The sequence below is a fragment of the Phenylobacterium sp. genome (assembly GCF_030681155.1).
Lineage (GTDB): Bacteria > Pseudomonadota > Alphaproteobacteria > Caulobacterales > Caulobacteraceae > Phenylobacterium.
On sequence record NZ_JAUXXE010000015.1, the window covers coordinates 37,883 to 48,923 of the forward strand.

The 11,041-nt window shown below is 65.4% G+C and carries 14 protein-coding genes; 6 read left to right on the forward strand and 8 right to left on the reverse strand.

Features of this window, described 5'->3' with window-relative positions:
• Positions 1-553: 553 nt before the first annotated feature.
• The 6 genes from Q8M13_RS02630 to Q8M13_RS02655 form a co-directional block, all read right to left on the reverse strand.
• A complete protein-coding gene (locus Q8M13_RS02630) occupies positions 554-877 on the reverse strand; it encodes a copper-binding protein (RefSeq protein ID WP_305298062.1) in 324 nt (107 codons plus the stop codon).
• Positions 878-936: 59 nt separating this feature from the next.
• A complete protein-coding gene (locus tag Q8M13_RS02635; protein WP_305298063.1) occupies positions 937-1,920 on the reverse strand; it encodes a copper resistance protein B in 984 nt (327 codons plus the stop codon).
• Entirely contained in the window at positions 1,917-3,629 is a 1,713-nt protein-coding gene (locus Q8M13_RS02640; protein ID WP_305298064.1) for a copper resistance system multicopper oxidase, read from the reverse strand. Before Q8M13_RS02640 ends, Q8M13_RS02635 begins: the two co-directional genes overlap by 4 nt.
• 148 nt (positions 3,630-3,777) lie before the next feature.
• Positions 3,778-4,365, reverse strand: coding sequence for an RNA polymerase sigma factor (locus tag Q8M13_RS02645; RefSeq protein ID WP_305298065.1), 588 nt, complete (start codon positions 4,363-4,365; stop codon positions 3,778-3,780).
• On the reverse strand, positions 4,362-4,799 hold the full coding sequence (locus tag Q8M13_RS02650) for a Spy/CpxP family protein refolding chaperone (protein WP_305298066.1): 438 nt from the start codon (positions 4,797-4,799) through the stop codon (positions 4,362-4,364). Before Q8M13_RS02650 ends, Q8M13_RS02645 begins: the two co-directional genes overlap by 4 nt.
• Positions 4,796-5,089 carry a hypothetical protein gene (locus Q8M13_RS02655; RefSeq protein WP_305298067.1) on the reverse strand — a complete coding sequence of 98 codons (294 nt, stop codon included), beginning with the start codon at positions 5,087-5,089 and terminating at the stop codon, positions 4,796-4,798. The genes Q8M13_RS02650 and Q8M13_RS02655 overlap by 4 nt, the downstream gene beginning before the upstream one ends.
• A gap of 115 nt (positions 5,090-5,204) precedes the next feature.
• On the opposite strand from Q8M13_RS02655, the gene Q8M13_RS02660 reads away from it, so the two are divergent.
• Positions 5,205-5,675 (forward strand): DUF411 domain-containing protein, encoded by a 471-nt coding sequence (locus Q8M13_RS02660; protein ID WP_305298068.1) that lies wholly within the window; start codon positions 5,205-5,207, stop codon positions 5,673-5,675.
• A 4-nt stretch (positions 5,676-5,679) separates the two neighbouring features.
• Here the strand turns inward: Q8M13_RS02660 and fghA are convergent, their stop codons facing one another.
• The gene (gene fghA / locus Q8M13_RS02665; protein WP_305298069.1) at positions 5,680-6,510 is read right to left on the reverse strand and encodes an S-formylglutathione hydrolase; all 831 of its coding nucleotides are present in this window, start codon (positions 6,508-6,510) and stop codon (positions 5,680-5,682) included.
• A 193-nt stretch (positions 6,511-6,703) separates the two neighbouring features.
• On the opposite strand from fghA, the gene Q8M13_RS02670 reads away from it, so the two are divergent.
• The 3 genes from Q8M13_RS02670 to Q8M13_RS02680 all read left to right on the forward strand — a co-directional run bounded on the left by Q8M13_RS02670 (position 6,704) and on the right by Q8M13_RS02680 (position 8,325).
• Positions 6,704-7,222, forward strand: coding sequence for a GNAT family N-acetyltransferase (locus tag Q8M13_RS02670; protein ID WP_305298070.1), 519 nt, complete (start codon positions 6,704-6,706; stop codon positions 7,220-7,222).
• Positions 7,223-7,321: 99 nt separating this feature from the next.
• On the forward strand, positions 7,322-7,921 hold the full coding sequence (locus tag Q8M13_RS02675; protein ID WP_305298071.1) for a beta/gamma crystallin-related protein: 600 nt from the start codon (positions 7,322-7,324) through the stop codon (positions 7,919-7,921).
• Positions 7,921-8,325 (forward strand): META domain-containing protein, encoded by a 405-nt coding sequence (locus Q8M13_RS02680; protein ID WP_305298072.1) that lies wholly within the window; start codon positions 7,921-7,923, stop codon positions 8,323-8,325. Before Q8M13_RS02675 ends, Q8M13_RS02680 begins: the two co-directional genes overlap by 1 nt.
• Here the strand turns inward: Q8M13_RS02680 and Q8M13_RS02685 are convergent.
• Entirely contained in the window at positions 8,322-9,176 is an 855-nt protein-coding gene (locus Q8M13_RS02685) for a LysR family transcriptional regulator (protein ID WP_305298073.1), read from the reverse strand. The two genes, Q8M13_RS02680 and Q8M13_RS02685, sit on opposite strands and share 4 nt — an antisense overlap.
• A 110-nt stretch (positions 9,177-9,286) precedes the next feature.
• Between Q8M13_RS02685 and Q8M13_RS02690 the strand changes: the two genes are divergently transcribed.
• The gene (locus Q8M13_RS02690) at positions 9,287-10,444 is read left to right on the forward strand and encodes an isovaleryl-CoA dehydrogenase (protein ID WP_305298074.1); all 1,158 of its coding nucleotides are present in this window, start codon (positions 9,287-9,289) and stop codon (positions 10,442-10,444) included.
• Positions 10,441-11,041, forward strand: a 601-nt coding sequence (locus Q8M13_RS02695) for a carboxyl transferase domain-containing protein (RefSeq protein ID WP_305298075.1), incomplete at its 3' end; no start/stop codon positions are given. The genes Q8M13_RS02690 and Q8M13_RS02695, both read left to right, overlap by 4 nt.

Consider the following 11,041-nt stretch of genomic DNA (forward strand, 5'->3'; position numbering starts at 1 on the left):
ATATTAGACCGCCGTTAGCCGGCAAAAAATTCCCAAAAAACTCCCGATTTGATAAGATCATTCGATCATTGGCGATAGTTTTGGGGCGATCTTCCATGTTTTGATCCAATCGAAACCAGATCGTCGTTATTTTATCTTCTTCAAATATTCACATCCATCGAGACGAAAAGTCGCCCGATTGATCATTCAATGTGCAGACCGGATCACGATTAATGCGGGTGTGGGTTCGAGTATTTCAATCCATCCGCGAGTCTTTTGCAGGACTCGGATCCCGGAGCATCGCCCAAGGATGGAAATTAAACTCAAAATTGGCCAGAATCATTTACCAATCGCCAGGCGATAACCCGACGAAAGCCAATTATTACTTAAAATTTCTGGAAAGCCCTCCGCCACCCACGAAACCGTCCGACCATCCCAAAAGATGGCCGTTCGATAGGGATACGCACGGGCTAGCGCGATCCCTCATTTTGTCGCGACATGCCGTCGCGGCGGGGCACGCTTCGCAAGAGAGCCTGGCGGCGAGCGAACCTCGCGCCGCCGCCAGGATAGGCGACTAGAAGGGGCGGACGCCGACGATCACTTGGCCATTGAGCTGGAAGCGGATCTTCGCGCCGACCTTCATCTGACCGAGCAGCGCCTTGTCGGCGACCTTGAACGGCATAACCATGGCCGGCCAGTTCAGCGCCTTGATCGGATCATGGGCGAGCGTGACCGTGCCGGCCTTGGCGTCGATCTTCTTGACGACGCCGACACCCTCGACCGTGCCGGCGGCGGGCGCCGCGGCATGGGCCGAGTGATCGCCGTGCCCGGCGTGCTGGGCGGCGGCGGCGGTGGTCAGGGCGAACGAGGCGGCGAGCGCCAGAACGATGGTTTTCATTTCAATCTCCAGAGATAGACGCGGCTCTAGCCGCGGAATGATTGGGGTATTGGCGGGCGCTAGAACCAGGCGCGCACGCCGACGACAAAGGTGGTGCTGTCGCGGTCCTCGCCCGCCTCGCGGGCCAGATCGGCGGTCTCGCCGAACTTCCGCTCATGCATGACGCCGATATAGGGGCCGAACTCGCGCCGGAACTCGTAGCGCAGGCGTAGGCCAACCTCGGTGTCGGTGACGCCCGAACCGACGCCCAACTCACGAACCTTCTGAGCGGCGAGGCTAAGCTCGGCTCGGGGTTCAAGGATCAGCTTCTGGGTCAGGCGGAGGTCGTAGGAGCCTTCCAGCCGCGCCGAGAGGTCGCCTTTCTCGGACAGGAACGCCGCGCCTTCGAGCTCGAACCAATAGGGCGCGACCCCTTCGAAGCCGAGTGTCGCATAGGTGCGCGGGGGGCCGGGCTCGAAGTCGTGGCGGACCCCGGCCTGCCAGTCGAAATAGGGACCGATCGGGCGGGAATAGAGCGCCTGGAGTTCAGCGCTGTGCAGGTCGCCGCCCAGGACGCCTTCGCCCGACGACTTCAGCACCAAGCGATGCTCGTCGCCGCCATACCAAGCCTCACCTTCCCAGCCATAGCCATCATCGCCCGACTGGGGACGTATTTCGGCGGTCGAGATCATGACCTTCCAGGCCGTGCTCCCGCCGTGCTCGAGCGCCAGTTGCGCCCGTGCGGCGGCCATAGCTTCTGGGCTGTAGAAACGCTCAGCGGCCCGGTCCGTCGCGACCGGAGGCGCAGGCTGCGTCCCGATCACTACATCATCGGCGGCCGCCGGCATGGCCGACATGTCGTGACCAGCATGGGGATCGGCCGCGGCAGGCGCGGCCGGCATCGCGTGCCCCGCATGCGGGTCGGCTGGAGCCGCGGGCGCGGACATGACATGCCCGGCGTGCGGATCGGCGACGGGCGCGGCGTGCTGCGAGTGGTCGATTTGCGCCAAGGCGGGGGTGGATAGGACGAGCGGCGCCAAGCCGATCAACATCAACCGGTTCATGCGGTGCCTCCATCGAGCGGCCGCACGGTGACGACGTTGAACATGCCGGCGTGCATGTGGAAAAGCAGGTGGCAGTGGAACGCCCAGTCCCCCGGCTCGTCCGCCGTCAGGTCGAAGGCGACCTTGCCGCCCGGCAGCACATTGACCGTGTGCTTGCGCGGATTGTGCCCCGGTTTTCCGGTGACCACCTCGAAGAAGTGGCCGTGCAGGTGGATGGGGTGCGCCATCATCGAGTCGTTGACCAACACCACCCGGACCCGCTCGTTGAAGCGGAATGGAATGGGGGCCTTCAGCTCGCTGTATTTCTCGCCGTCGAACGACCACATGAAGCGTTCCATGTTGCCGGTGAGATGGATCTCCATCTCACGCGCCGGTGGCCGCGGATCGGGGTTCGGGTCCAGCGAGGCGAGGTCGGTATAGACCAGCACCTTGTGGCCGACATTCTCCAACCCCTGACCGGGATCGCCGGTGCGATCGGCCGGCATCGGCGAGATCATCTGCACCCCAGGGCCGGTCTTGACCTGCGGCGCGTTGCGCGGATCCAGCATCATCGCGCTGTGATCCATATCGCCATGATCCATGCCCGCCATGCCGGACATATCCATGCCCATGTCACGCATGTTGAGCAGCGGACGCTCGCGCAGCGGCGGGACGGCGGCGACCATGCCCGGGCGCGGCGCAAGGGTGGCGCGGCCCATGCCCGAGCGGTCGGCGGCCTCGGCCACCAGGGTGTAGGCTTGGTCTTCGGTCGGCTGGACGATGATGTCGTAGGTCTCCGCCGGCGAGATCTGGAACTCGTCGACGGTGACCGGCCGCACGTTCTGGCCGTCGGCCTGGACCACGCTAAGCTTCAGGCCCGGGATACGGACGTTGAAGATGGTCATGGCGCCGGCGTTGACGAACCGCAGGCGCACGCGCTCGCCGGGCTTGAACAGACCGGTCCAGTTGTCCTTTGGCCCATGGCCGTTGATCAAGAAGGTGTAGGTCGAGCCGGTGACGTCGAGGACGTCGGTCGGATCCATCCGCATCTTCGACCACTCCACGCGGTCGTTCAGCGGCTGATCCTTGCCCTGTAACAGGCCGCCGACCGTCTGCTTCTGCATGTTGAAGTAGCCGGCATGGGCCTTCAGCTTCCGCATCATCGTGTGCGGATGCATGAAACTGTAGTCCGACAGCACGACCACGTGCTCGCGGTCATAGGCGACCGGGTCGGCGCCGGCCGGGTCGATGACGATGGGGCCATAATGGCCCATCTGCTCCTGCAGGCCGGAGTGGCTGTGATACCAATAGGTGCCGTTCTGGCGGACCTTGAACTCGTAGTTGAAGGTCTCGCCGGGCTTGATTCCGGCAAAGCTGACGCCGGGCACGCCGTCCATCTGGAACGGCAGCAGCAAGCCATGCCAATGGATCGAGGTGTCCTCGTCCAAGCGGTTGGTCACCGCCAACCGAACATTCTGGCCTTCCTGCAGCCGGACCAGCGGTCCCGGCACTGTGCCATTGATCGTGACGGCGTGGCCCATGCGGCCATCGACCTTGAAGGGCGTATGGCCAATGGTCATGGCGATGTTCTCGCCCGACACCGTCGGCAGGGTCGAAACCAGGCCAGGCGTAGCGCTCTGCGCCCAGCTTGGCAGCATGGCGCTGACGGCCATCCCTCCACCGATCATGGACGCGCCACGCAAGAGCTGGCGGCGATCGAAGTCCCTCATGTCAGGCGGTCCTCACAAGCAAGTAAGAGGGCCGCGTGTGGCGGCCGGTACGGGTACTGTTGGTCATGATCAGGGAAAAATGAGGTTTCCCACCGTGGGAGGGTCAAGTCGCGGCATATGATAGATACGCACGCGCCGCGCGCGCCCCTCAGACCGCCGGGTCGATTTCGTTCAAGCCGAGCGCTTCGCTCAGTTTCCGGCGCGCCCGATAGACCCGGGTTTCGATCGTCTTGGCCGACACGCCCAGCAGTTCGCCCGCCGCCTGATGAGAGAGGTCCTCGAAGCAGGTGAGGATCAACGGCTCTTTCAGCTTGGCCGGCAGTGACGCAATCGCCCGATCAAGGGCGACCTGGCGCTGGCGGCCGATCAAGATCGCCTCGGCGCCGGGGCCTTGGTCCGCCTTGGCCAGGACCGCCTCGCTCTCCAGCGTCCGGGTTCCGAACACCAGTCGGCGCACGCTTTCACGCCTCCCGCGGTCGCGACACTTATTCAGGGCGATGGTTCGCAGCCAGCTGCCGAACGGCCGCGCGCCATCATAGCGGGCCAGATTGTTCCAGACGGCGACGAAGCTCTCCTGCACCACTTCATAGGCGGTGTCGGCCTCACCGACATAGCGGCGCACGAAGCGATAGAGGCCATCCTTGTGACGCCGCATCAGCAGAGTGAAAGCGCGGTCCTCTCCCGCCAGCGCCCGTGACGTGAGTTCGGCGTCCGTCGCGTCGTCCGGGTCGCTCACTTCGTCTCTTCGGTCAGAGCCTCTGACACGCGCTTGTCGAAGATCGCGGCCTGGTTAGGGGTCAGGATCGCCCGCATGTCCAGGATGTGAACGATGGTCTCCTTCTGGAGCTCGCCCATCACATCGTGGAAATGCTCGATTGCGCTCTGCACTTCGGGAGAATTCTGGTGCTTGGCCTCAATGGCGGCCGCCAACTCGGCGTTCGCCAAGCGCATCTCAGCCTCGCGAGCGCTGCGCCGGACCGCGAAGTCGCGTTCCAGGACATCGAGCTTGGCCTTCTGGTCGGAACTGAGATTGAGCTTGTCGTGCAGGAACGTGTGCAGCGATGGCTCCTGCTCGGCCCGCAGCACGTATCTCGCCCCGCCCCACGCGCCCAATCCCGCCGCCAACGCGACCAGGACGAGGGTCAGCAGAAGTCCGCGCAGGCTCTTCAACGGCCACCGCCGAGCAGGGTCGAGGGCGCCAACTGTACGTTCACGGCGAAGACCGACGTCTCCACCGGCCGCGCCGCCGCGACGGCCGCCGACGCCCCGCCAACCGCGACGCCCACGATCAGCGACATGGCGACCGCCGCGGTCCGCAGAGGGATGAAGGCGCCGAACGCGCCGCGCTGCGGACGCGAACTGGCGATCGCGCGCCACACGGTGGGCTCGAACTGGCTAAGATCGCGATCCGGCGCCTGGGCCCGAAGGCCGGCGATCAGGTCGTCCAATGGCTGACTCATCGAAAACTCCGAGAACGTCCCACCTGATATACGCCACGCAACGGCGAAACCCTCAACTGAGGGATGACGGCGCCGGACGCGTATCTTTCATGACTGACGCAATCGGACGCCAAGCATGACCGCCATCGCCGCCGCCCTGCCCCGCCGGGGCCTGATCCTGGGCCTGACCGCCGCCATCGCCGCCGGTGGATCAGCCCAGGCCGCGACCCGCAGCATCACGGTCTACAAGACGCCCTACTGCGGCTGCTGCAAGGGCTGGATCACCCACATGATCCGCGCGGGATTTAGCCCGAAAGTCATCGAGGTGGAGGATCTCGCGCCGATCCGCGCCCGGCATGGCGTGCCGTTCCGCCTGTCCTCGTGCCACACCGGCCTGATCGGCGGCTATGTTGTCGAGGGTCACGTGCCCCCGAAGGATGTCGTCCGTCTGCTCGCCGAACGCCCCAAGGCGCTGGGCATCACGGTCCCCGGCATGCCGATCGGCTCGCCCGGCATGGAAGTTCCGGGCGGCAAGACCGAAGCCTACGAAACCCTGCTGCTGCTCGACGCCAAGGGCCGCACCAAGGTGTTCGCCCGGCACGGCTAGATCCTCAGAGCCGTTCGGCGTGCCAGGCCACGTGATCGGCCACGAAGCTTGAGATGAAGAAGTACGAGTGGTCGTAGCCCTCCTGCATCCGCAGGGTCAGGGCCACGCCCGCCGTCTCGCAAGCAGCCGCCAATAGTTCCGGCTTGAGCTGTTCGGCCAGGAAATTGTCCGCGGTTCCCTGATCGACTAGGATCTCCGAGACCCGCGCCCGGCCGGCTGCGATCAACAGCGCCGCGTCATGCTCGCGCCAGGCGGTCTCGTCAGGACCGAGATAGGCGGCGAAAGCCTTCTGTCCCCAGGCGCACTGCGTCGGCGAGCAGATCGGGGCGAAGGCCGAGACGGCCTTGAACAACTCTGGATGCCGAAGTGTCAGGGTCAGCGCCCCGTGTCCACCCATCGAATGGCCGAACACCCCACGTCGCGAGGGATCCAGCGGGAACGCGCCCTCCACCGCCGCGATCATGTCGGCGACGATATAGCTCTCCATCTTGAAGTGCGGCGCCCATGGCGCCTGTACGGCATCGACATAAAAGCCCGCGCCCTGCCCAAGGTCATAGGCCGGATCGTCGGCCACGCCTTCACCACGCGGGCTGGTGTCGGGCGCGACGATAGCGACGCCAGCCTTGGCGGCGGCGGCATAGGCGCCGGCCTTGGTGGTGAAATTGTCCTCAGTGCAGGTGAGGCCCGACAGCCAGATCAGGTAGGGGACCGGCCCATCGACTTGTGGCACGAAAACGCTGAACCGCATCGGTGTCCCGGTGGCGGCGCTGGCGTGCCGGCAATAGCTCAAGGTTCCGCCATGAACCCGATGCTGCTGGAGAATTTCAACGCTCATGGCCTTGCACCTCTCGCGCTTGCGCGCCGTTTCACCTGCAGGCTGCATACCGCTCGGGAACCGCAAAGGGCAATCAACCAGCCAGATCATCGTCAGGCGACCGCGCCGTCTAGGTCCCGTTCAGAAGCCGAATGCTCTATAGGCCCCTCTGTGTCGGCCATGGTCATCGCTATGGCCGCGAAACGAGGCTGACATGAACGTTCCTGAACTGCGGCCGCTGACCGAGGGCGACCTGCCGGCGCTGACTGCGATCCAAAGCAGCGTCTTCGAACCGCTCTTTCGAGAGACCCAAGACGTACTGGGCAGCCGCCTGACGGTCGCTCCGACCTGCTGCTGGGGCGCCTTCACCGACGGCGAACTGGTGGCCTACATTCTCAGCCACCCCTGGCCCGCGGCCAGCCCTCCGCCCATCGGCCGAGCGCTGCCCCCGCCGCCGCCCGGAGACAACTGGTTCATCCATGACCTGGCGATCACGCCGCAGGCCCGGGGACTGCGCCTCGGTCACGCCCTGGTGCGCTCGGCGGCAGACGCCGCTCTGAAACTTGGGCTAGTGCGCGGCGACCTGATCGCCGTCCAAGGCGCCTGGAGCTTTTGGGAAAAGCTGGGCTACGCGCCAGCCGAGAATCTGTCGGAAGAGCTGAAGGCCAAGGTCGCCGGCTATGGCCCAGATGCGCGCTACATGACTGTGGTCATCTCAGACCTCAAGGTCTGAGGCCCAGCAGCCGAGACCTGGCTTTATTCAACCCTTGCAGGAACTACGGCGACGCTTGAACATTCTAGGCGTCAAGTCTGCATCCTCTGGGAGATTCCAATGCTGTCTCGGCTAATACTTGCGTCGGTCATTTTGCTCGGCGCATCGGCGCCGGCGGTGGCCCAGGATCGGATGGCTCCGAACGCCCAGCTCTTCTCGGCAACCAACTTCATGGGCCGCAGTCTCACCATCACCCGCGAGACCCCCATCCTTCAGGCAAGCTGGCAGCCGCGCAGCATTCGGATGGGTGGCGGAAGCTCGTGGGAAGTCTGCGAGCAGCGCCACTTCATGGGTCGCTGCACCGTCCTGACCGGCAGCAGCACCAACCTCACCAGCCAGCTCGGCATCACCCGCATCGGCTCCATTCGCCCGGCTCGCTCGATCCCGCCGAACCCCGGTCCCGGTCTCGGCCCGCTCCCTGGCCCCGGCGGCGGCGGTCAGTCGCTGCGCGGCATGGCGGCCGAGTTCTTCCCCGCGCCGGAATCGCGCGGTCGACGCATCGACGCCTGCAACACTCAAGGCGGTTCGGCGGCCTGCATCACCCGTGAGGCTGAGAACTTCTGCCGCTCGAGGGGCTATGTCAGCGCCCGAAACAGCGCCGCCGAAACCGTTGGTGGGCGGATATATCTGGCCGACGTCCTTTGCTCGCGGTGGAACTGATGCGAACGCTCGCAGCTCTTGGCGTCGTCGCACTGATGGCGACCGCCTGCGCTACGACGCCACCCGTGGGCGGCGGCATGATCGCCGGCCCCGAATGGAAACTGGAAGATCTGCTCGGGGGCGGGATCATTGATCGCTCCAACGTCACCCTGAAGCTCGGCCCCGATGGCCAAGCCTCGGGCTCAGGCGGCTGCAACCGCTTCTTCGGAAGCTGGTCGGTCAAGGGCTCGGCCCTAAGCCTCGGGAAGATGGGTTCGACCATGATGGCTTGCGATCCGGCCCTGATGAACCAGGAAGGCAAGTTTCTTCGCTCTCTTGAAACCGCGACCACCTACAGCTTCACCCCGGACGGCGCCCTGGTGATCACCACCACGGAAGGCCAGCTGAAGTTCCGCAAGGACTAGGCGGGCGCCAGCTCCCGAGCCGCCTGCACAAATCCGCTAGTGCGGTAGCGGGCGGCCGGGCCGGCATAGCAAAGCCCGACGATCCGGCGCGGCGTGAAGCCCTCCAGCTTCACCCGCGCCACCCCGGCCTCGCGATAGCTGTCAGGCATGACGGTGATCCCCAGCCCCGCGCGCACCATGGCCATCACCCGATCGTCGTTCACGCCGCGATAGCTGAAGGCGGGGCGGACATTGCGGTCGGTGAAGTAACGGCTGGTTTCGGCCAGCACCTCGCAATGCCTGCGCACCATCATCACCTCGTCGGCCAGCTCCTCGCCGCGCAACGACGCGGCCTCGGCTAGGCGGTGAGTGGACGGTAGCGCTAGGCCATAGCCCTCCTCGAACAGCCGCTCGCTGGCGAACTTGTCGGTTGCGGGGCGCAGGATGGTGAGCGCCACGTCGGCCCGACCTCGGTCCAACAGACTGATCACCTCACGCTCCGAGCCCTCCAGCAGTTCAAGGCTCTCATCGCCGGCGACGCGCTGCGTCAACGCCTGTTCCAACAGACCGGTCGGGATCGTCGACAGCACCGCAACCCGCAGCAGTTCGCTCTGCGCCGCGCCCGACACCGAGGCCTGGGCGAGATTGAATTCATGCTCGATGCGGCGGGCGTGGACCAGAAACCGGCTGCCGGCCTGCGTCAGGTGAACCCGGCGATTGGTGCGGTCGAACAGCCGGGCCTGAAGCTGACCTTCCAGCTTGGCGATCCCAGCCGACAAGGTGGGCTGAGCCACGTTCTCGCGCGCCGCCGCCCGGCTGAAATTCCCGGTCTCCACGATGGCCAGGAAGTAGCGGAGCAGATAGCGATCCATGATAGGCGATATCTATCATGTTGATCATGATCGTTCAATTTTGTGGATTGTTCACGAGCCGCTAGTTTTGCGAGGTTGTCCCAAGACGCCCTCCAGAAGGCAGATCGAACATGTCCGGCCCCAGCTTCCAGTTCGGCCTCGGCGAGACCGCCGAGGCGATCCGCGAAACCACCGCGCGTTTCGCCGCTGACCGCATCGCCCCCATCGCCGCTCAGGTCGACGCCACCAACACCTTCCCCCGCGAGCTGTGGCCCCAGATGGGCGAGCTTGGCCTGCACGGGATCACGGTCGAGGAGGAGTTCGGCGGCCTCGGACTCGGCTACCTGGAACACGTGGTGGCGATGGAAGAGGTGTCCCGCGCTTCGGCCTCGGTGGGCCTCTCCTATGGGGCTCACTCCAATCTTTGCGTGAACCAGATCCGCCGCTGGGGCAGCCCCGAGCAAAAGCGTCAGTACCTGCCCAAGCTGATCAGCGGCGAGCACGTCGGCTCGCTGGCCATGAGCGAGGTGGGCTCCGGCTCTGACGTCATCTCCATGCGCGCCCACGCCCAGCATCGCGGCGACCGCTATGTGCTGAACGGGACCAAGTTCTGGATCACCAACGCCCCGCACGCCGACACCCTGGTGGTCTACGCCAAGACCTCGCCGGAAGAAGGCAGCCGCGGCGTCACCGCCTTCCTGATCGAGAAGGGCATGAAGGGCTTTTCCGTCTCGCCCAAGCTCGACAAAATGGGCATGCGCGGCTCCGACACCGCCGAACTGGTGTTCGAGGATTGCGAGGTTCCGGAAGAGAACGTGCTCGGCCCGCTGAACGGCGGCGCCGGGGTGCTGATGAGCGGCCTCGACTATGAACGCGCGGTGCTGGCCGGCGGGCCGCTGGGCATCATGCAGGCCTGCCTCGACGTGGTTCTGCCTTACGTCCGCGAGCGCAAGCAGTTCGGCAAGCCGATCGGCTCGTTCCAGCTGATGCAGGGCAAGATCGCCGACATGTACGTCGCCCTGAACTCAGCCCGCACATACGTCTACGCCGTCGCCAAGGCTTGCGACGCGGGCCTCACCACCCGCTTCGACGCCGCCGGCGCGATCCTGCTCGCATCGGAAAACGCGGTGAAGGTCAGCCTGGAGGCCGTCCAGGCCCTGGGCGGCGCCGGCTACACCAAGGAGTTCCCGGTGGAACGCCTGGTCCGCGACGCCAAGCTCTACGACATCGGCGCCGGAACCAACGAGATCCGTCGCTTCCTCATTGGCCGGGAACTGCTGGGCGCATGACCAAACTCGCCACCGCCATCGACAAGGCAAGCCCCGCCTTCCAGTCCAACGACATCCACAATCGGGCGCTGGTGGCGCAGCTTGCCGAGCGCGCGGCCCGTGCGGCCCTGGGCGGCCCTGAACAGTCGCGCCAACGCCACGCCTCGCGCGGCAAGCTGCTGCCGCGCGAGCGCGTGGAGCGATTGCTGGATCCCGGCTCGCCGTTCCTGGAAGTCGCCGCCCTCGCTGCGCATGGTTTGTACAGGGACGAAGCCCCCGGCGCGGGCCTGATCACCGGCATCGGCCGGATCGCAGGCCGCGAGGTGATGATCCTCGCCAACGACGCCACGGTAAAGGGCGGCGCCTATTTCCCGACGACGGTGAAGAAGCACCTCCGCGCCCAGGAAGTGGCGATGCAGAACCGTCTGCCTTGCGTCTATCTGGTCGATAGCGGCGGGGCGAACCTGCCGCACCAGGCCGAGGTGTTTCCCGACCGCGACCACTTCGGCCGCATCTTCTACAATCAGGCCCGGATGAGCGCCGAGGGCATCGCCCAGATCGCCTGCGTCATGGGCTCCTGCACCGCCGGCGGGGCCTATGTGCCCGCCATGTCGGACG

Bases quoted from the DNA above. Each gene is read 5' to 3' on its own strand.
- fghA (WP_305298069.1), bottom strand. From the start codon at position 6,510: ATGAGCGTTGAAATTCTCCAGCAGCATCGGGTTCATGGCGGAACCTTG.
- Q8M13_RS02670 (WP_305298070.1), top strand. From the start codon at position 6,704: ATGAACGTTCCTGAACTGCGGCCGCTGACCGAGGGCGACCTGCCGGCG.
- Q8M13_RS02685 (WP_305298073.1), bottom strand. From the start codon at position 9,176: ATGGATCGCTATCTGCTCCGCTACTTCCTGGCCATCGTGGAGACCGGG.
- Q8M13_RS02630 (WP_305298062.1), bottom strand. From the start codon at position 877: ATGAAAACCATCGTTCTGGCGCTCGCCGCCTCGTTCGCCCTGACCACC.
- Q8M13_RS02655 (WP_305298067.1), bottom strand. From the start codon at position 5,089: ATGAGTCAGCCATTGGACGACCTGATCGCCGGCCTTCGGGCCCAGGCG.
- Q8M13_RS02660 (WP_305298068.1), top strand. From the start codon at position 5,205: ATGACCGCCATCGCCGCCGCCCTGCCCCGCCGGGGCCTGATCCTGGGC.
- Q8M13_RS02640 (WP_305298064.1), bottom strand. From the start codon at position 3,629: ATGAGGGACTTCGATCGCCGCCAGCTCTTGCGTGGCGCGTCCATGATC.
- Q8M13_RS02675 (WP_305298071.1), top strand. From the start codon at position 7,322: ATGCTGTCTCGGCTAATACTTGCGTCGGTCATTTTGCTCGGCGCATCG.
- Q8M13_RS02680 (WP_305298072.1), top strand. From the start codon at position 7,921: ATGCGAACGCTCGCAGCTCTTGGCGTCGTCGCACTGATGGCGACCGCC.
- Q8M13_RS02635 (WP_305298063.1), bottom strand. From the start codon at position 1,920: ATGAACCGGTTGATGTTGATCGGCTTGGCGCCGCTCGTCCTATCCACC.
- Q8M13_RS02690 (WP_305298074.1), top strand. From the start codon at position 9,287: ATGTCCGGCCCCAGCTTCCAGTTCGGCCTCGGCGAGACCGCCGAGGCG.